The sequence below is a fragment of the Sporosarcina sp. G11-34 genome, from assembly GCF_026931025.1.
Genome location: NZ_JAHNZW010000022.1, coordinates 12,676 through 31,092 on the forward strand (window position 1 = coordinate 12,676; position 18,417 = coordinate 31,092).

Consider the following 18,417-nt stretch of genomic DNA (forward strand, 5'->3'; position numbering starts at 1 on the left):
ATGTTTTTTTATGTCAACAGCACTTATTAAAGAAATGAACGTACAGGTTTCAACTTGGTCGGTTATGTATACAAAACTACACAATTATCATTGGTATGTTAAAGGGCATCAGTTTTTTACATTGCATACAAAGTTTGAAGAATTATATGATGAGGCCACTGCGCACATGGATGAAATTGCGGAGCGTATTTTAACGCTTGGTGGAGATCCGGTAGCAACAATGAAGGAACATTTAGAGCAATCTGTTGTAGAAGAAGCTGCTGGAAATGAAAAATCAGATAAAATGGTATCGACTATCGTCAGTGATTTCGATAAGATTATGGCATCGCTGAAAAAAGGCATGACTGAAGCTGCAAAAGAAGACGATGACATGACGGAAGATTTATTGAATGCGATTTATCAAAGTATCGAGAAACACCAGTGGATGCTGAATGCGTTTCTTGGTGAAGAAAATAACTAATTCATAATAGTTATAGGAAAACCATTTAATTTATTAAAAAGTTTCGCGCAACTATCGATATAATGTGCGATATGAATTTCATTATGGCAAGTAAAATTAGAAGATTACAATCTAAAGCAGGCCATCCTCATAAAGGTGCTTCGATTGTCGTAAAATCCTAGCACTTGAAAACATGCATCCCGGTAAAATGGGATGCATGTTTTTTGTCTTCTTAAACCATACTAAAAAATAAAAGGATGGTTTTAGATGAGTAAACATAAAATGTACGTTTCGGTTGTGAATCAGAAGGTATATTCTCGCCCTGAAGATTCCTTGTGGGAATATGAAGTCGAAGTCCCACAGGAGTATGTTAAAATATTCAACGGATTATTTAAGCAAACAGAAGAACTTGAATGGCGAAACTTTTTAAGGGCTCATCTTCCGTTTATTCCTTATCATAATGATCGGGATAATCATGAAATCGATTTGCGAACGCAGAAGGTCTATGCACTAATTCACGAATTTACCGACACCGAATCGAAGCGATTTATTGAAGAACTCCCGTATTTCCGTTGAAATGAACGCTTTCGTTCGCTACACTGAATGAAAGGACGTGTTTGTTATTTTAACTTTCGAGGATTTAAATGGGGCGCGTGTCGAGTTAACATTTGGTGAAAACCGATTTGGAATGCCCGCAAGGCACGTGCTTGCGGTGATAAAGTATAAAGGTAAATGGTTACTGACAAAACATTCGATTCGCGGAGTAGAATTTCCTGGTGGCAAGGCTGAAGATGGAGAAACGATTGAAGAAGCGGTCGTTCGAGAAGTTTTCGAGGAGACAGGTGTAACAATAAGAAACCTTGTAAAATTTGCCGAATACGTTGTTCAAACTGATCAACCATTTTGCAAAGCCGTATTTACCGCAGATGTAGGTCATATTGTTGAAAATCCTCTTCTGCACGAAACCGAAGGAGCCCATTGGCTGACCGATAGTGAGTTGGATCATTGCGAAGAGTTAAGTTTTTATATGAAAGATGCGGGAATGACCGAGATTCGAAAGTGGGTGTCGGCATATGAAAAGTGATGGAGCCATTGAAAGAAGCCGCATTTATCCGTCGCCTAATCCGCAAGTGCGACTCGAAGAAATTACTTATTGGTCGGACGGTTTGAAAGTGAAAGGATTACTTGCTGAACCAATTGCGGATGGGAAGTACGAGGGGATTATTTACTTACGAGGCGGCATGCAACATATTGGAATGGTTCGTCCGTCGCGCATCGCGCAATTAGCATCAAACGGCTTCGTCGTCTTTGCACCTTATTACCGCGGAAATCGTGGTGGGGAAGGTAGGGATGAGTTTGCGGGACCTGATCGGCAAGATGCGGTAAATGCAGTGGACGTATTGAAACAAAGCAAGAAAATCATAACTGACCGAATTCATCTATTTGCATTTTCACGTGGTGGCATTATGGCGCTTTGGACTGCTATTCTGCGGGATGATATTACATCCGTCGTTACATGGGCAGGCGTTTCTGATGTAGTCTTTACATATCATGAGCGACAAGATATGCGTCGCATGATGCGGCGTGTCATTGGAGGAACGCCGAATAATAATCCAGATGCATACCGTGAACGCACAGCCTTATTTCGAATTAATGAATTTAATTCATCCGTACTTATTATCCACGGCAAGCAAGATGAACATGTTTCTTTTGAACAGGCTGTCTTACTTGAAAATGCGCTTCAACGGTATGATAAGAAATACGAAACATGGTATTTTCCTGAGTACACACATTATATTCCGCCAGCCAAGAATATGGAAATCGTTCGTGATTTAGGTGATTGGATGAGGCGGCAGGGGAAATAAGTTGTATGAAGAGCAAATTTGTGTTGCGCAGTGATATGAAGTGGTTAAATGAGCATAACTTTTTAGATCCGAGCATAGCACGCCGTGATCCGAGCAATAACACCGCCAAAGCGAGCATAACACGCCGAGAACCGAGCAATAACATCGCCAAATCGAACATAGACGCTGAAATCCGAGCATAAAAGGCCAAAAGGAAATAGATATCCGTTGGCCTTTTTATATTGAATTATTTAGCAAAGCGTCGACTCTCAATTCAAAAGTGATAACAATTTAAATGAACACAGCAAATTCATGGGTTCGATAATAATTAACACTCTTTCTTTAAAGTATTATTTACATTAAAAACAAAAGGTATCCCATAATGAATGGAATACCTTTTGATATATTATGCAGTTGGACCGCCCTTAAGAGTAATTTCTTCAGAGACAGTACCGAACTTTTTAAAGTTTGAACGGAATAAATCAGCAAGTTCGTTTGCTTTTTTATCGTAAGCAACACCATCAGCCCATGCGTTTCGTGGATTCAACACTTCTGTTGGAACACCTTCGATAGCTACTGGCATTTCTAGTCCGAACACTTCGTTAACTTCAGTTTCAACATCATTAAGTTTACCAGCAATTGCTGCACGCACCATGGCACGTGTATATTTTAAGTCCATACGACTTCCAACACCATAAACGCCGCCAGTCCATCCTGTGTTAACAAGGAAGACTTGTGCATCGTGCTCGTCGATTTTCTTTCCGAGCATTTCAGCATAAACAGTCGCATGAAGTGGAAGGAATGGCGAACCAAAGCAAGTTGAGAACGTAGCTTCTGGAGATGTAATGCCGCGCTCAGTTCCCGCTAGTTTCGAAGTGAAACCGCTTAGGAAGTGGTACATTGCTTGTTCCTTCGTCAATTTTGAGATAGGAGGTAACACGCCGAATGCGTCCGCTGTAAGAAATACAATTGTTTTCGGGTTACCAGCAACAGATGGATCGACAATATTGTCAATAGCCTGGATAGGGTAAGCCGCACGTGTATTTTCAGTTAATGAACCATCATCATAATCAGGAATACGAGAATCAAGGTCAATAACAACGTTCTCTAAAACAGAACCGAAGCCAATGGCACCAAATATTTCAGGCTCTTTTTCCTCCGACAAATTGATACACTTAGCGTAGCAGCCACCTTCGATATTGAAGACGCCATTATCTGACCAACCGTGTTCATCATCACCAATTAGTTTACGGTTTGAATCCGCAGAAAGCGTTGTTTTACCTGTACCGGATAGACCGAAGAATAATGCAACATCGCCATCATCACCAACGTTTGCAGAACAATGCATAGGAAGGATATCGTTTTCAGGTAGCAAGTAGTTCATAATCGAGAAGATCGATTTTTTCATTTCTCCTGCGTATTCAGTACCACCAATTAGAATAATTCGTTTTTCAAGGTTAACAATAATGAAAGTTTCAGATTCAGTTCCATCAACTTCTGGATCTGCTTTAAAAGTTGGAGCTGAAACAATTGTGAATTGAGATTCGTGCGCCTCTAGCTCTTCCTTTGTTGGTCGAATGAATAATTGGTGGACAAAAAGATTATGCCATGCGTACTCATTCACAACTTGGATTGAAAGACGGGAATCGTGTTCTGCACCTGCGAAACCTTTGAAAACAAAGATTTCGTCTTTAGCTTTTAAGTGATCAATAACTTTTTCGTATAAGGAATCATAAATCTCTGAAGAAATTGGACGGTTTACATTACCCCAGTCGATTTTATCCTTGGAAGAAGCCTCTTCCACGATATATCGATCTTTCGGAGAACGACCTGTATATTTCCCAGTTTGAGCAACCACTGCTCCGTCAGCAGTTAGCATCGCTTCTCCCCGAGATGTGGCTTTTTCAACAAGACTTGCTACTGAAAGTTGATTGCTCACGTTTCCGCCAGAAAGTAGATTGTTTAGCTCGTCACTAATTTTCGCTGAAATCATAGTTTATGCACCGTCCTTTTTTAGTTAGCCTTTAGGTTAATTTTGGCTGTTAGTCATCACATTCATTAATTAGTATAACACATTTAAAATAATAAACTATACTTGATAGAAGTGCAACCTATTATAGATGAAAAAATTTGACTTTTGATGATTTTATTCGTAAAATAATATATTGAACGGATACTCTTATCCCGAGCTGGTGGAGGGGCAGTCCCTATGAAACCCGGCAACCTGCATTAAACCGCAAAGGTGCCAAACCTGATGCAAGGTGAAACTCCTTGGATGATAAGAGTGAAGGGTACTTTTGTAATCACGCCTTTCCTCATGTGTTTTACGTGAGCGAGGGGCTTTTTTTATATGCACGCCCTTTGTCCTCGTGTACAAAGCTCGAATTGGTTACGAATCCCTGCCGGTGCAATATGCGGTAGGAAGTGACATGGGAAAATGAGTACCGTATCAATCTCGTAGGATATAAGGAGGAAATATAATGACAAACCGTCGTCTTTTCACGTCGGAATCAGTAACAGAGGGACATCCAGATAAGATGTGTGACCAAATTTCTGATGCCATTCTGGATGCAATTTTAGAAGAGGATCCAAATGCACGTGTCGCATGTGAAACAACGATAACGACAGGACTCGTGCTCGTTGCAGGAGAAATTACTACTTCTACATATGTGGATATTCCAAAAGTAGTTCGAGAAACTGTAAAAGAAATAGGTTATACTAATGCGAAATTTGGCTTTGATTGGGAAACATCTGCAGTATTAACTGCAATTGATGAACAATCGGCAGATATCGCTGCTGGAGTTGACAATGCGCTTGAGGCAAGAGAGGGTTCGATGTCTGATGAAGATATTGAATCAATCGGAGCAGGAGACCAAGGTTTAATGTTTGGTTATGCGTGTAATGAAACACCGGAACTTATGCCACTTCCGATTAGTATGTCACATAGGCTTTCACAGAGGCTTGCTAAGGTACGAAAAGAAGGCATATTGTCATATTTACGTCCAGATGGTAAAACACAAGTAACTGTCGAATATGATGAAAATAATAAGCCGAAGCGTATTGATACAATCGTTATTTCAACCCAACACAATCCCGAAGTAACACTTGAAGAAATTCAACGTGATATTAAGGAACATGTAATTGGACCGGTTGTACCAGCAGACTTAATCGATGCAGAGACAAAATACTTTATTAATCCAACGGGCCGCTTCGTTATTGGTGGGCCACAGGGAGATGCCGGATTAACGGGTCGTAAAATTATTGTCGATACATACGGCGGGTATGCTCGCCACGGCGGTGGTGCATTTTCTGGTAAGGATCCAACTAAAGTAGATCGCTCTGCTTCATACGCGGCGCGTTATGTTGCGAAAAACATCGTAGCTGCAGGACTTGCAGAAAGTTGTGAAGTTCAACTTGCTTATGCGATTGGAGTTGCACAGCCTGTTTCAATCTCGATAGATACATTAGGGACAGGGACTGTATCAGAAGGCAAACTTGTTGAAGTTGTTCGCGAGTTATTTGACCTTCGTCCAGCTGGCATTATTAAAATGCTAGACCTTCGTCGTCCGATTTATAAACAAACCGCAGCTTATGGTCATTTCGGTCGTACAGACATCGATTTACCATGGGAGCAAACGGATAAAGCCGAAGAACTGAAAAACCTAGTTAGTAAATAATGAAAAAGGCGTTGGAAGATGGATGATACTCCTCTTCTAACGCCTTTTTTATACGGGGATTTTATCGATTCGCAGGATACTTCCTTGTTAAGTCTGCTAGATACCCAATTTATGGTCCGTTTAGGGAGACTGTTGTATTAAATCGTCGCAATTTTTATTATAGTGGTATGATAAATGAGAGTATTCTAACGACTGGTTAAAATTGCAATATTACTTTTGTATACTTTTATAGTACGCTCCCTTTTCCGCGTAATCACTTACGACACGTTCCATGTCCGCGCGGTCTGCGTCATTTAGTTCTCGAACAACTTTCGCCGGGGATCCAAGCGCAAGCATATTTGGTGGAATTTTCTTGCCCGGAGGAACTAAACTTCCGGCACCGATGAATGCGCCCTCCCCGATTTCAGCACCATCCAAAATGATCGAGCCCATACCAATTAACGCACCTTTTCTTACTGTGCAACTATGTAATGTCACTTGGTGTCCAACGGTTACCTCGTCTTCAATAATGAGTGGGAACTGTGGACTTTGATGAAGACAGCTTAAATCTTGAATGCTAACTTTTTTACCGATGACAACAGGTGACACATCACCTCGAATTACTGTACTGAACCAAATTGAAGATTGGGCACCAATGGTTACATCTCCCGTGATTGTTGCATAATCAGCAATAAAAACAGAAGGGTCGATTTTTGGTAATTTGCCTTTATATGGGTAAATCAAAGCATTCTCCTCTTTTCTATAGGTAGTGTATAATTATCGTACCAAACATCATGTTTTTATTGAATAAATAAGGGAAGTATATAAAAAAAACATTTTGAAAACTAGGGGGAACGTTCATGTGGAAATGGGAAGCTGAAGGGCAACCAAAGGCAGTAGTTGCAATAGTCCATAGTGCATATGAGCACCATAGCCGGTATGCATGGCTAATTAAAACATTAAGAAATAATAATTTTCACGTAGTCATGGGGGATTTACCAGGACATGGATCGCAAGCAGTTCCAAGCGTTCACGATGAAAAATTTGATTCATATATAGGGTACGTAAAAGAGCTTCTAAAAATCGGAATACTTGATGGGCTGCCATTATTTATTATGGGGCATGGATTGGGTGCAACGATTGTTATGCGCATATTGCAAACGGAGGAAGTGTTGTGTGCGGGAGTCATTCTAAGTTCACCTTGGTTACACTTGGATCATCAACCATCAAAATATTCGAAGGTGCTTTCGAAGTTATCTTCATCTATGAAGGTAGACCATAACATCAGCACAGAATTATTAACACGAGATCACGAAAGTTACATAGAATCGCGTGCCGATAAACATTATAGTTCAATGATTACAACGGGTTGGTATAAGGAATTGCAAAACTTTATGAAAACGGTGGGCCAACACCAAGGTGCAATTCGAAATACGCCCGTCCTTCTTCATGTCGCAGGAAATGATAAAATTACAGACAGTTCCTACGGAAAGAAGTGGCTGCTCAATCAAAACTTAACGGAATTTCAATTCAAAGAGTGGAAGCGTCTGTATCATGACGTATATCAAGAACCAGAACGAGAAGAAGTTTACTTGTATACGGAATCATTCATGCACGGAGCGTTACGATCACTTGGCTATATTGTTTGAAAATAAAATAAAAATAGGGGAATCCTCTAAAAATGAATAAAGACGCCAACTATTATATAGATAAGCTAAAACTTGAACGTCATCCAGAAGGCGGTTATTACAAGAGTAGCTTTACATCGGAAGAAGAAATTGAAGCATTTGGAACTAAGAGAAGTTTGTTCACAAATATTTATTTCCTTCTTGGGTCAGAAGATGTATCGCATTTTCATCGTCTTAAATCAGATGAGGTATGGTATTATCACGCGGGAAGTCCGTTACTTGTGCATATAATCGATGAGCAGGGAAGTTACCGTGAAATGAAAGTTGGCCTTAATATTGAAAACGGGGAAATGCCACAAGTCATTGTGCCAAAAAACTCAATATTTGGTTCATCGGTAATCGAAAACGGTACTTTTTCACTTGTTGGTTGCATGGTATCACCTGGCTTTGATTTTGAAGATTTCGAGCTGTTTACGCAGGAAGAATTACTTGTTCCATATCCTCAACATGAAAAGGTTATTAAAAAGTTAGCTTATAAGAGTCTTTGAAATTCTGGTTGACGAATTGCTTTCTGGAATTTAGGGCATACTTTCACTATCTTTGATTAGCAAAGGAGTGAATGACATTGCCTAAAGACAGAAAGAAATCAAAGCCTAAGAATAGCTTGGATGTTCTTAAGCAAACGAAGATGAAAGGTGAGGAGTTTTCTCACGAAGAGCGAATGACGAACGAGGTTGCTTCGACTGAGTATATGGGCGGCGGCAAAAACCGCGGAGGCCTAACCGAAGATCGTCTTGAAAATGGAGAATAAAATATGAAAGTGACAGACACCTTACGCGTTTTATTCGTTTGGTTGACTGTCACTTTTTTATTAATTTGGAAGGGCATTAAAAATAATAGGGTCAAAATGGAATGGATGAATCCCTTTTTACAGACCAACCTATAACACCTACTGTAAAAGTAGCGTATATGAATTTATAGGGAAGGAGGGAATTACTCATGTTGAAAAAAACGCTACCACTACTTGCTTTAGCAGGTATTTTGCTCGTTGGCTGTACCAATAACGAGGAGATTCCAAAAAAAAACGATACACCCATGGAGAAAGTCCGCGACGATGCAAGAGAAATTAAAGATGATGTAGAAAACGATGTTGAAGGGCATGACTTTAACGATGACAAGGAAGTTATCGAAGAAATTCGAAAAGGGGACAGTGATTATGATCCCGAAATTCATGAAGAAAGAAATATAGATTAAAAACCATTGAAAATTACAACCGCTAAAATGAAGTTGTGTGATCAAGGGGATTCGTGATTTTATCATTGCCTAAGAAGATATTATGAGGAATATATATAACGTTGAACCTAAAAAGTTCAGCGTTTTTTAGTGTTTGCATAAACTAAATAATACCTGTAAATAAAGTGTTTATTCTTATGGTATATGATAAATTAGAGGGACTGTAAGTTGAAGGAGCACAAGACATGACTGATTTTTTTGAGCGAAAAAAGATAGAGCTAGGCATTGATTTAAATGATGTGCAAAAGAAAGCAGTATTAAAAACAGAAGGACCGACGCTTGTTTTGGCGTGTCCAGGTTCCGGAAAAACGACGACGATGATTATGAGAATTGGCTATTTGATAGAAGAAAAACGAGTGGATCCCAAACGTATTAAGGCGATTACATTTAGCAGAGTATCTGCCCGGGACATGTCGGAGCGATTCAAGCGATTCTTTCCGTTGAGTAAACCCGTTGATTTTTCGACGATTCATAGTTTGGCATTTATGATTACACGTACATATTTTGAAAAACAAGGGATCACGTATGACTTGATTGAAGGTGGCGGTAGAGGTAGACAAGCCGTTAATAAATCATTTTTATTAAAAGGCATCTATAAAGAGGTGTTGAAGGATGAGTGTACGGATGATGAGCTTTCATCGCTATCTACTTTCATTAGTTTTATCAAAAATAGAATGATTCCGAAGAAGGAATGGACGGACTTGAAGGGTCCTATAGATAAGGCTGGGCTTATTGCAGAAAAGTATGAAAAACTTAAAACGCGTGATTCACACCATCTGCTTCTAGACTTTGACGATATGCTCATCTATGCAGAAGAAGCGCTGCGGGTAGATGAAGATTTAAGTGATCAATTTCGTTCAAGATTCGATTATATATTAACAGATGAAAGTCAGGATACATCGCTTGTTCAACATAAAATTGTCGAGCATCTTGTAGCGCATCACGGAAATCTTTGCGTTGTCGCAGACGATGACCAATCGATCTACACATGGCGCGGGGCGGAACCGGATTATTTACTTGAATTCCGCAAGGTTTATCCGGAGGCGGAAGTGTTGATGATGGAGCGGAATTACCGTTCTTCGAAAGAGATTGTGGACACGGCTTCGAAGTTTATTAAACGAAATAAAAAGCGTTATCCGAAAGAAATGTTTACGGAAAATGATGCTGCGACACCAATCGTTCTGAAGCAGTTGGATGATCCCAAACGTCAATTGGAATATGTGACGTATGAATTGCTAGGTGAGAAGGAATTAAGTGAAGTTGCGATTTTATTCCGAAATAATTCATCATCTACAATGTACGTGAGTGAATTGCATAGACGGGGCATTCCGTTTTATATGAAAGACGCGGACGATAAGTTCTTTACCCATTGGGTGGTAGAGGATATATTGAATTTCATGAGACTTAGTTTTAATACAACACGGAAAGATATTTTCGCGAAAATCATTATGAAAATGAATGTTTTCATTTCGCGATCCATGCTGACGAAATTTGAAAACAGCCAAACAACGGGCAATGTGTTTGATGACTTTATTCGAACGGTTGATTTGCAAGACCGTCAAATTAAAAAGTTAATGGATTATAAAAAAGGCTACGAAGTCATTCCAGAGATGCGACCAATGCGCGTCATCCAATTAATACGTAATGACCTTGGTTATGAAGCTGCGCTAAAAAGTCGAGCAGAAAAATTCGGATTCCGTATTGATAATTTGCTTGAAATACTCGACACGCTTGAAGGGATTGCTTCTCCACTTCGGACGATGGTTGAATTCGCAAATCGGTTGAAGGAATTGGAAGAGGCCGTGCAAAATGCGAAATTCAATCCGCCCGAAAACGCGGTCACCTTATCGACATTCCATAGCGCAAAGGGATTGGAATTTAGAAGGGTGTTTATGATAGATCTTCAACAAGGGATTATTCCAGCTGAAGAAGATGAAGAAAACGAAGAGCTGATGGAAGAAGCGAGAAGGCTCTTTTACGTTGGCATCACGCGTGCCAAGGAACGATTGGAATTGCTTTCTTATAGAAGCGATGATGGAAAGAACAAAGAGGATTCGCGCTTTGTGAATGAAGTCCGGGGACTACTTCTGAAACCAAAGGAACTGAAGGCACAAATTGATTCTGGAAAAGTTTCGGCATCAACGAAGGCAGTCGTTCCGATTAATCCAAATGGTATTAGAAGCAGCGACGAAATTAAGGTTGGTATGACCGTGAAACATCGTGTCTTCGGGCAAGGTGAAATCATATCACGAGAAGGCAAAGAAATTCATATTCAATTTGGTGAAATGATGAGAAAGCTTGACCTTGAAACTGTGCTCACTATGCGTCTATTGGAGATGGTTTAACTTTGAAAAAGATTCTATGGATAGGATTGGTTGGTGCATTGGGTGCGGTATTGCGAACGACGATTGGCCAAATGATCCACAATGAAGCGGGCTTTCCTATCGCAACGTTTACGGTTAATATCATCGGGACGTTTCTCTTATGCTTTCTTGTGGCAGGAATGGTTGAGAAGTTAAGCAAGGAAAAAGCGGTTCAAGATGCGATTACAACAGGCCTTCTTGGTTCGTTTACAACATTTTCGGCCTTGAGTATGGAGACGGTTTTACTTGTTGAAAATGGGCAGAGTTTAATGGCGCTTTCGTACGTTGGCTTAAGTATTCTATTTGGGCTTGGTGCAGGTTTACTTGGCTTTTATTTTGGTCGTAAGAAGGTGGCAGTATGACGTTTCTGGAACTTTCGATGGTGGGACTTGGTGGATTTCTCGGTGCTGTCGTTCGGTATTTTGTTTCAATGCGAATGAACCGTTCTGGGCGTATTCCGGTTGGTACATTGACGGTTAATCTTGTCGGGGCATTTCTCATTGGTTGTGTGTTCGGATTGGACTTGTCAATGATGTGGACGTTCTTTTTGGCATCGGGTCTTGCGGGTGCGCTGACAACTTTTTCTACGTTGAATAAAGAACTTATTGAGTTGTGGCGGAATGGGCATAAGAAAAAGGCACTTGTGTATGTGCTTGTGACGTATTGTGGTGGAATTATTTTGGCGCTGTTTGGTTATTATTTAGGTTTATATTTATAAATTGGTGTGCTTAGGGAATGCCGTTGATATCCGCTCCAGGTGAAGGCTAATTAGGCCACTGAAAAAGTCCGAATTGCTTTCAATCACGTCGATTTCCGTTCCGAGCGGACAGTGCGGAAAGTTACAGTTCGATCTTTCCCTGACGCTTTCCGCGGGCGAGCGCTTAAATGCGGAGAGATGAACTACAATCTTTCCCTGCCGCATCGTCGCAAAAGCCGTTCTTCGTGACGGCTCTTCCTGCGGGGTCTAAATCGAGTACATGTATAATTTCTGTAAAGGACACAGAAATTATACAAACCGAACCCTACGTCGTTCGGTTCGCTATTTCCGCTGGAGTCGCCGCTCTGCACTCCAATCAACTAAGTTTCGGTATGTCAATTCATTGCCTGTCTAAGGTCTAGTTACGCACATTAAATTTGTACTTATTAGCTCCTCGACGTGACAAGCATAAAACCCTGTCCTCATACATAAAACATAGAGACGGACAACCGAAGGATGATGGATTGAACGATATTTGGTTTGTGGGATTTATTGCTACTTTTTTTGGTGTGGGAATTGGTGGAGTACTTTCATTTTTTATCAACGGTTTTAAGAGAAGCGTAGGTACGATTTACGCGGTATGTACGGGGTTAATATTGGGTTTAATTAGTTTTGAAATTGCGCCTGAAGCGATACGGCTAGGGAATTGGATAGTCTTGGCATTAGGGTTTATAGCGGGGGTCGTCTTGTTTAAGGCAATCCATGCGATACTTGAGGTACAATTACACAAACGTCCTGATTTAAAGAGTGGTTTTTTGTTAGCGCTGATTATTTCGATTCATAACTTTCCGATTGGCGTTATTCTTGGAACGAGTGAGGAGTCGGATATAAGCACGTCCCTATTGCAAACGCTTATACTTCACAATATTCCCGAGGGTATGATCTTATTTACGCTGTTGTTTATTGCGGGTTTTCGTTTCCTTCCGTTGCTTCTGCTATCTTTTGTACTCGCTGTTCCTGTAGCGGCCGGTGCATTACTTGGTGAAGTGATAGGCACGCAACATCATCTTCTCTGGGCCTTCTTATTAAGTTTGACGGTTGGCACAATTTATATGGTAACGATGAAAGAAATACTGCCAGAAGCAAGGAAACACTCATCTAAAAGGTATAGCTTATTTGTTACCGTAATTGCATTTTGTCTCATTGGTGCTTATGTTATTTACCTTTAAAAGTAGGGAAAACCATATAAATCTCATTGAACTAGCGAATGAGATTTATATGGTTTTTTGTTTATTATTAATTATTCTAGTGAACTGTTAAGATAGGGTTAAAAGATAAAGGGTGGGCTATATGAAAAATAAAAATGAGCGACCAAAGATGCCAAAGTGGAAGGGTAAATCTAGCATAACAACGATTATCGGCGTCATAGTAATTGCCTTATTTATGTATTTTACATCTGGTGAAGATCTGGAAGAGGCGAGTGCGCCGGGACATATTCCAGTTGAACTTGTAAAAACAATTGATGGCGACACGATTAGAATTATGTATGAAGGTAAGGAGAGAAAACTTCGTTATTTATTGACCGATACGCCGGAACTAAACCACAAACAACAGGGGAGACAGCCATTTGCTGAAGAAGCAACAAAACGAAATGATGAGTTGTTAAAGAGTGGAAATGTGGAAATTGAATTTGATATAGGAGAACGAGAAGACAAATATGGAAGGCTTTTGGCTTATGTATATGTTGACGGGGAAAGTGTTCAGCAGCAACTTATTGAAGAAGGATTAGCACGAGTTGCGTATATCTATCCTCCGAATACAAAACACCTTGATCCGTTTAAAGCGGCTGAGGGTAAAGCTCAGCAAGCAGCAATTGGCATATGGTCGATTGAAGATTATGTGACCAATCGCGGTTTTAGTAATTAAGGTTAATTGCTTTGAAGAATGAAATTTGAATGAGCTCATTCGTATGGTTATGGGGAATCTTGGGACTCTATTTTGTTTGTTGAGGAAAGGGATGATTTTAATGGGGGAAGATACTGCGTTCAGTTGGACAGGGAGAACGGATCATGAGACCGAATGGGAAAGTTTCCGTTATCACCAAATTATTAAGGACGAGCATGGGAATTCGTGTGGCCTAATTGGGTTTTGTTCGGACGAAGGTGTGAGGCGTAATAATGGTCGAGTCGGGGCTGGTGAAGCGCCGAATGCTTTACGAGCAGCGCTTTCCAATACGGCGTGGCGACTTCCAACAGGAAATCATCTTGTGGATGCGGGCAACATCGTTTGTGTAGGTCAACAGATGGAGAAGGCGCAACAGGAACTAGGTTCGGCTGTAAAGAGGACCTTGGATAACGGAGGCGTGCCAATCATCCTTGGTGGGGGCCATGAGACGTTGTACGGTCATTACTTAGGTGCGCGCAAGTATCTTGGTGAAGAAAAAAAGCTTGGAATTATTAACATCGATGCGCATTTCGATTTAAGGCCGTACGATGAGCAATCATCTTCTGGGACTATGTTCCGTCAAATTATGGAAAACGATCCGAATGCAGGATACCTCGTACTTGGCATTCAACGTTACGGGAATACAGAAAGTTTATTCCAAAAGGCAGCGGAGCTTGGGTGTGAATATATTTGTGAAGATGAACTAGATGAAAAGTTATGGGGTGCGGCGATTGATGCATTCATCTCCCGCCATGATGCTGTTATCGTCACGCTTTGTATGGACGTTGTTGATGCCGCAGCGGCGCCGGGTGTGAGTGCACCGTCCCCATTTGGGCTGGATCCTAAAGTTGTCCGTTCGATGATTCGTAAGGCAGTTGGAAACTCAAAAACGTTGTCATTCGATATCTCCGAAGTGAATCCATCTCTTGACCCCGATGGACGGACAGTGAGATTAGGTGCGGCATTTGTGAATGAAGCGGTAATGGGTTTTAGTGCCTTGGGAAGATAAAGTGAACAGTATTAGTCAGTAACCCATTGCGTTGGATAGTACAAAATAATAGTTGAAAGGGCCGCTAATTCGCACATGAATTAGCGGCCTTTTAATTGCCTTTAATTGTTGCAAGGTATGTCTAATCATACAAACCAAATCAAACTATTCTACTCAAATCCAAATTATCGTCTGTCTCCACATAAAATTTTGATAAAGCCTCGCCAAACAGTAAAGATACCAAACACAATCGACTAAATTGGCATCTATAATTATTTAATTATCAGATATATTATAATACCATGAGCATTGAAATTGATTTTTTAGTCATGTATGCGGTATCATAGAATTAATGATAGTCATGCTATCATTTTGCGAAAGTTATTACACTACATAATTGGGGGATTGGCTATGCCAGCAAAAAGACCAGAACAATGGGATAAAGAAGTTGATGTAGTAGTTGTAGGAACAGGCGGTGCTGCATTTGTATCAGCTATCTTAGCTGCTGATCAAGGTGCAAAAGTGTTAATGCTAGAAAAGACTCATCAGGTCGGAGGAACGACTGCATTCTCTGGTGGAATACCATGGATACCAATGAATCGCTATATGAAAGAGGCGGGCGTTGAAGATAGTCGTGATGCAGCGATTACATTTATCAAACGCTTATCACTAGGCAGAGAACCAGATCCAAAATTAATTGAAGTATTTGTTGATAATGGACATGTTATGGTTGATTATTTACATGAAAATACACCATTACGCTTTGTAATGCCTGAAGGTTACTCTGAATACTATGCACATCTTCCAGAAGCATTACATAAAGGGACACGTTCGATGGATCCAGTACCATTCGATTTAAATACAGTTGGTGAATGGGCTCCACTAGTTCGTCAAAACCCTGTTTTCCCACCACTTACACTAGCTGAAGGTGGCGCAGTTGGAGGCATCGACTTCGCAAAACTAGGTGAGCGGATGGAAAATAATATTGTTACAATGGGTCGTTCACTTATCGGTGCATTGCTAAAAGCCGCACTTGATCGTGATGTGGAAATTAAAATAAACACACCGGGTAAAGAACTTGTGCTAGATGACGAGGGTAATGTCATTGGTATTGTTGCTGAAAATAAAGATGGAGAAAAGATCTTCATCGGTGCTCGAAAAGGTGTCGTATTAGCATCTGGTGGATTTGAATGGAACCAGGAATTAATCAAAACATTCCTAAAAGGTCCTATTACACATCCAATGTCTCCACCGGGTAATGAGGGCGATGGACTAATCATGGCTATGGAAGCTGGAGCTGCTCTTGGTAATATGAGTGAAGCCTGGTTCTATCCAACAATGGTAGATCCAACGTTTGAATATGAAGATCACGTTATGAATCAAACAGGCGGCGGACGATCAGGCCCGAACAGTATTATTGTCAACAAGTATGGTAAGCGTTTTGTACATGAAGGTACAACATACAACGACATGCCACGCGCAACTTTCGACTTCGACCCTGTTAAACTAGAATATCCGAACGAAGGACCCGTGTGGATGGTATTCGATCAGCAATTAAAAGATTCAACGATGATTGTTACAATGATGCCAGGTGAGGATGCTCCTGATTGGGTAGACCAAGCCGAAACATTAAGCGAGCTTGCTGAAAAAATTGGCGTAGATGCTGATGGCCTCGAAGCAACTGTTGCACGTTGGAATGAACACTGTGAAAAAGGGGAAGACCCTGATTTCCACAGAGGGACTACTCACTTTGAAAATATTCTAGGTGGCGGCGGAAATGCCGAAGCCAACCTGGGTAAAATCGAAAAAGGTCCATTCTATGCTGTGCAAGTTTTCGCAGGTGCACTTGGCACAAGCGGTGGTCCACGTATTAATGAAAAAGGTGAAGTAATGAGCCTCCGCGGAAATGTAATTAACGGTCTTTATGCGGCAGGTAACGCAGCTATGAGTATCTTAGGACCCGTATACCCAAGTGCTGGCGGAACAATAGGGCCAGGTATGACAATGGGCTATATTATCGGTAAAGAAGTTGGAACAAAAGATTCACGTGAAATTTAATTTAACAATAAAAGAGGGAGTGACTTAATATGCCGAACGGAACACATACAATCGAACTTCAAGTACCAATCGAAAATATTTGGGATCTTGTTAGCGATATGAATAAATGGGCACCATTAGTACCTGGTTATATCGAGCATGAAATTATAAGTGACAAACAATCGACGTGGAAGTTTAAAGGCGATTTGGGTTTCATGAAGAAAACTGTTAAACTCCAAATCGATATCCAAGAATGGATTGAACCAACAAAAGTTACATTTGATTTAAAAGGTTTGTCGGATAACTTTACTGGCGGGGGTTACTTTACCGCTGAAAAAATCACAGAAAACTCTACCAGAATGACTGGTCACTTAGACATTACAGCAGGTGGTATGATGGGGCCTATGGTTAACACGATTCTGAAAAATTTTGTTCCTGATACAGCGAAAGAATTAACTGAAGCAATCGGAGCAGAAATCATTGAAATCGAAAAGGTAAACGTTTAAGAAAAACGGTTATCATGACGATATGAAAAGACTACACAAGGAATTAATTATCCTGTGTAGTCTTTTTTGGTTTTATATAGTCAAGAAAGATATTTTTTACAATATTTGCTTGTTGACTAGGCAAGGTGACCAGATTACCCAACTTTACACTTTCGAAAAAGGATAGCTTCCTTGTGTAAATCCCAAAAACGTTTGAAATAGCGAGCAGTGTTTCCTCAAAGGAAAGATCCTGACGTATGGATTGATCCTCTTTACCCTCTTTAATAATTTCTGAAATAACAATTACGATATTTGCATATGCCTTATGGTAGTTGGCTATATTTTCCATATGTTCTTGTGAGAAAGCCGCATATATTTCAAATGCTTCCAGTAGTTTCATACTATCTAATTCCTCTTGATCAGAAATTTTTACGTAATGATTTAGAAGCATTTCAAATTTTTGGAAACAGTTTCCCTCACTCGCTAATATGCGCTCAAACTTCGGTAGTCTATCTTCTAAAATATCCACCATAACCGCAATAATCAACTTGTTTTTCTTAGGGAAATAACGAAAGATAGTTGCTACGCCAAGTCCAGCTTCATCAGCCACATCTTGCATTGTAGACCATTCGAAACCTTTCTGAGAAAAAACAGTGAAGGCAGCTTGTAGAATATTATTTGATCGCCGCTTTTTATATGTCATTATGAAAACCCCTTATTATTAACTAATAAAATTAACAGTAATAATGAATATATTACAGGATTAATGCATGAATATCTAATCAAGTGATTCAATAAATAGCGGGATGTGTTCTATTAATTTAAGAAGTACGTATGCAAGAATATAATTACTGGTAATTCAAATAAATGCATGTACATACAAATCTGGATAATTATCGTATGGATTCTAATGTGACTTGGCAGTTGGGATACAATGCTGTACATTCATCAAACTTAATATTAATGAGCAAAGCAACTTTATTTACTTTACATACTTAGTAAGTTAAAATTACCTAACAAGGATAACAATTGTCGCCGTTAGT

General features: G+C 40.2%; 21 protein-coding genes and 1 riboswitch. Of the genes, 18 read left to right on the plus strand and 3 right to left on the minus strand.

Annotated elements, in window-relative coordinates:
* Positions 1-10: 10 nt before the first annotated feature.
* The 5 genes from KSU66_RS19980 to KSU66_RS20000 all read left to right on the plus strand — a co-directional run bounded on the left by KSU66_RS19980 (position 11) and on the right by KSU66_RS20000 (position 2,486).
* On the plus strand, positions 11-460 hold the full coding sequence (locus KSU66_RS19980) for a Dps family protein (RefSeq protein WP_269053210.1): 450 nt from the start codon (positions 11-13) through the stop codon (positions 458-460).
* Positions 461-706: 246 nt separating this feature from the next.
* Positions 707-1,015 (plus strand): transposase, encoded by a 309-nt coding sequence (locus KSU66_RS19985; protein WP_269053211.1) that lies wholly within the window; start codon positions 707-709, stop codon positions 1,013-1,015.
* 37 nt (positions 1,016-1,052) lie between these two features.
* Positions 1,053-1,523, plus strand: coding sequence for an NUDIX domain-containing protein (locus KSU66_RS19990; protein WP_329958867.1), 471 nt, complete (start codon positions 1,053-1,055; stop codon positions 1,521-1,523).
* Positions 1,513-2,304, plus strand: a complete 792-nt coding sequence (locus KSU66_RS19995; RefSeq protein ID WP_269053212.1) for an alpha/beta hydrolase family protein — start codon at positions 1,513-1,515, stop codon at positions 2,302-2,304. The genes KSU66_RS19990 and KSU66_RS19995 overlap by 11 nt, the downstream gene beginning before the upstream one ends.
* Before the next feature lie 5 nt (positions 2,305-2,309).
* A complete protein-coding gene (locus KSU66_RS20000; protein WP_269053213.1) occupies positions 2,310-2,486 on the plus strand; it encodes a hypothetical protein in 177 nt (58 codons plus the stop codon).
* A gap of 203 nt (positions 2,487-2,689) precedes the next feature.
* On the opposite strand, the gene pckA is transcribed toward KSU66_RS20000, so the two are convergent.
* Positions 2,690-4,276 (minus strand): phosphoenolpyruvate carboxykinase (ATP), encoded by a 1,587-nt coding sequence (gene pckA, locus KSU66_RS20005; protein ID WP_269053214.1) that lies wholly within the window; start codon positions 4,274-4,276, stop codon positions 2,690-2,692.
* Positions 4,277-4,459: 183 nt separating this feature from the next.
* Positions 4,460-4,568: riboswitch (SAM riboswitch) on the plus strand.
* Between the two features lie 192 nt (positions 4,569-4,760).
* On the opposite strand from pckA, the gene metK reads away from it, so the two are divergent.
* Positions 4,761-5,960: a methionine adenosyltransferase gene (metK, locus tag KSU66_RS20010; protein ID WP_269053244.1), complete on the plus strand. Its 1,200-nt coding sequence runs from the start codon at positions 4,761-4,763 to the stop codon at positions 5,958-5,960.
* Between the two features lie 210 nt (positions 5,961-6,170).
* Here metK and KSU66_RS20015 read toward each other — a convergent pair whose 3' ends face one another.
* A complete protein-coding gene (locus KSU66_RS20015; RefSeq protein WP_269053215.1) occupies positions 6,171-6,683 on the minus strand; it encodes a gamma carbonic anhydrase in 513 nt (170 codons plus the stop codon).
* 116 nt (positions 6,684-6,799) lie between these two features.
* Between KSU66_RS20015 and KSU66_RS20020 the strand changes: the two genes are divergently transcribed.
* The 12 genes from KSU66_RS20020 to KSU66_RS20075 all read left to right on the plus strand — a co-directional run bounded on the left by KSU66_RS20020 (position 6,800) and on the right by KSU66_RS20075 (position 17,395).
* Complete coding sequence (locus tag KSU66_RS20020) at positions 6,800-7,588, plus strand: alpha/beta hydrolase (protein ID WP_269053216.1); 789 nt, start codon at positions 6,800-6,802, stop codon at positions 7,586-7,588.
* 32 nt (positions 7,589-7,620) lie between these two features.
* Complete coding sequence (locus KSU66_RS20025) at positions 7,621-8,115, plus strand: cupin domain-containing protein (RefSeq protein ID WP_269053217.1); 495 nt, start codon at positions 7,621-7,623, stop codon at positions 8,113-8,115.
* A gap of 77 nt (positions 8,116-8,192) precedes the next feature.
* Positions 8,193-8,378 carry a hypothetical protein gene (locus KSU66_RS20030; protein ID WP_269053218.1) on the plus strand — a complete coding sequence of 62 codons (186 nt, stop codon included), beginning with the start codon at positions 8,193-8,195 and terminating at the stop codon, positions 8,376-8,378.
* A 188-nt stretch (positions 8,379-8,566) separates the two neighbouring features.
* Positions 8,567-8,821, plus strand: a complete 255-nt coding sequence (locus tag KSU66_RS20035; RefSeq protein WP_269053219.1) for a hypothetical protein — start codon at positions 8,567-8,569, stop codon at positions 8,819-8,821.
* 224 nt (positions 8,822-9,045) lie between these two features.
* Positions 9,046-11,205, plus strand: a complete 2,160-nt coding sequence (locus KSU66_RS20040; RefSeq protein ID WP_269053220.1) for an ATP-dependent helicase — start codon at positions 9,046-9,048, stop codon at positions 11,203-11,205.
* 2 nt (positions 11,206-11,207) lie between these two features.
* Positions 11,208-11,585: a fluoride efflux transporter FluC gene (locus KSU66_RS20045; RefSeq protein WP_269053221.1), complete on the plus strand. Its 378-nt coding sequence runs from the start codon at positions 11,208-11,210 to the stop codon at positions 11,583-11,585.
* Positions 11,582-11,941: a fluoride efflux transporter CrcB gene (crcB, locus tag KSU66_RS20050; protein ID WP_269053222.1), complete on the plus strand. Its 360-nt coding sequence runs from the start codon at positions 11,582-11,584 to the stop codon at positions 11,939-11,941. Before KSU66_RS20045 ends, crcB begins: the two co-directional genes overlap by 4 nt.
* A 503-nt stretch (positions 11,942-12,444) precedes the next feature.
* Positions 12,445-13,149 carry a ZIP family metal transporter gene (locus KSU66_RS20055; RefSeq protein ID WP_269053223.1) on the plus strand — a complete coding sequence of 235 codons (705 nt, stop codon included), beginning with the start codon at positions 12,445-12,447 and terminating at the stop codon, positions 13,147-13,149.
* A 121-nt stretch (positions 13,150-13,270) separates the two neighbouring features.
* A complete protein-coding gene (locus KSU66_RS20060; RefSeq protein ID WP_269053224.1) occupies positions 13,271-13,846 on the plus strand; it encodes a thermonuclease family protein in 576 nt (191 codons plus the stop codon).
* A 100-nt stretch (positions 13,847-13,946) separates the two neighbouring features.
* The gene (gene hutG, locus KSU66_RS20065) at positions 13,947-14,873 is read left to right on the plus strand and encodes a formimidoylglutamase (protein WP_443029013.1); all 927 of its coding nucleotides are present in this window, start codon (positions 13,947-13,949) and stop codon (positions 14,871-14,873) included.
* Between the two features lie 390 nt (positions 14,874-15,263).
* Positions 15,264-16,910, plus strand: coding sequence for an FAD-binding protein (locus KSU66_RS20070; RefSeq protein ID WP_269053226.1), 1,647 nt, complete (start codon positions 15,264-15,266; stop codon positions 16,908-16,910).
* A 29-nt stretch (positions 16,911-16,939) separates the two neighbouring features.
* Positions 16,940-17,395 carry a CoxG family protein gene (locus KSU66_RS20075; protein WP_269053227.1) on the plus strand — a complete coding sequence of 152 codons (456 nt, stop codon included), beginning with the start codon at positions 16,940-16,942 and terminating at the stop codon, positions 17,393-17,395.
* Between the two features lie 43 nt (positions 17,396-17,438).
* Here KSU66_RS20075 and KSU66_RS20080 read toward each other — a convergent pair whose 3' ends face one another.
* Entirely contained in the window at positions 17,439-18,077 is a 639-nt protein-coding gene (locus KSU66_RS20080; RefSeq protein ID WP_269053228.1) for a TetR/AcrR family transcriptional regulator, read from the minus strand.
* Between the last annotated feature and the right edge of the window lie 340 nt (positions 18,078-18,417).

Coding starts and splice junctions, on each gene's coding strand:
- KSU66_RS19980 (WP_269053210.1), top strand. CDS start 11: ATGTCAACAGCACTTATTAAAGAAATGAACGTACAGGTTTCAACTTGG.
- KSU66_RS19985 (WP_269053211.1), top strand. CDS start 707: ATGAGTAAACATAAAATGTACGTTTCGGTTGTGAATCAGAAGGTATAT.
- KSU66_RS19995 (WP_269053212.1), top strand. CDS start 1,513: ATGAAAAGTGATGGAGCCATTGAAAGAAGCCGCATTTATCCGTCGCCT.
- KSU66_RS20000 (WP_269053213.1), top strand. CDS start 2,310: ATGAAGAGCAAATTTGTGTTGCGCAGTGATATGAAGTGGTTAAATGAG.
- pckA (WP_269053214.1), bottom strand. CDS start 4,276: ATGATTTCAGCGAAAATTAGTGACGAGCTAAACAATCTACTTTCTGGC.
- KSU66_RS20020 (WP_269053216.1), top strand. CDS start 6,800: ATGTGGAAATGGGAAGCTGAAGGGCAACCAAAGGCAGTAGTTGCAATA.
- KSU66_RS20025 (WP_269053217.1), top strand. CDS start 7,621: ATGAATAAAGACGCCAACTATTATATAGATAAGCTAAAACTTGAACGT.
- KSU66_RS20035 (WP_269053219.1), top strand. CDS start 8,567: ATGTTGAAAAAAACGCTACCACTACTTGCTTTAGCAGGTATTTTGCTC.
- KSU66_RS20040 (WP_269053220.1), top strand. CDS start 9,046: ATGACTGATTTTTTTGAGCGAAAAAAGATAGAGCTAGGCATTGATTTA.
- crcB (WP_269053222.1), top strand. CDS start 11,582: ATGACGTTTCTGGAACTTTCGATGGTGGGACTTGGTGGATTTCTCGGT.
- KSU66_RS20060 (WP_269053224.1), top strand. CDS start 13,271: ATGAAAAATAAAAATGAGCGACCAAAGATGCCAAAGTGGAAGGGTAAA.
- hutG (WP_443029013.1), top strand. CDS start 13,947: ATGGGGGAAGATACTGCGTTCAGTTGGACAGGGAGAACGGATCATGAG.
- KSU66_RS20070 (WP_269053226.1), top strand. CDS start 15,264: ATGCCAGCAAAAAGACCAGAACAATGGGATAAAGAAGTTGATGTAGTA.
- KSU66_RS20075 (WP_269053227.1), top strand. CDS start 16,940: ATGCCGAACGGAACACATACAATCGAACTTCAAGTACCAATCGAAAAT.
- KSU66_RS20080 (WP_269053228.1), bottom strand. CDS start 18,077: ATGACATATAAAAAGCGGCGATCAAATAATATTCTACAAGCTGCCTTC.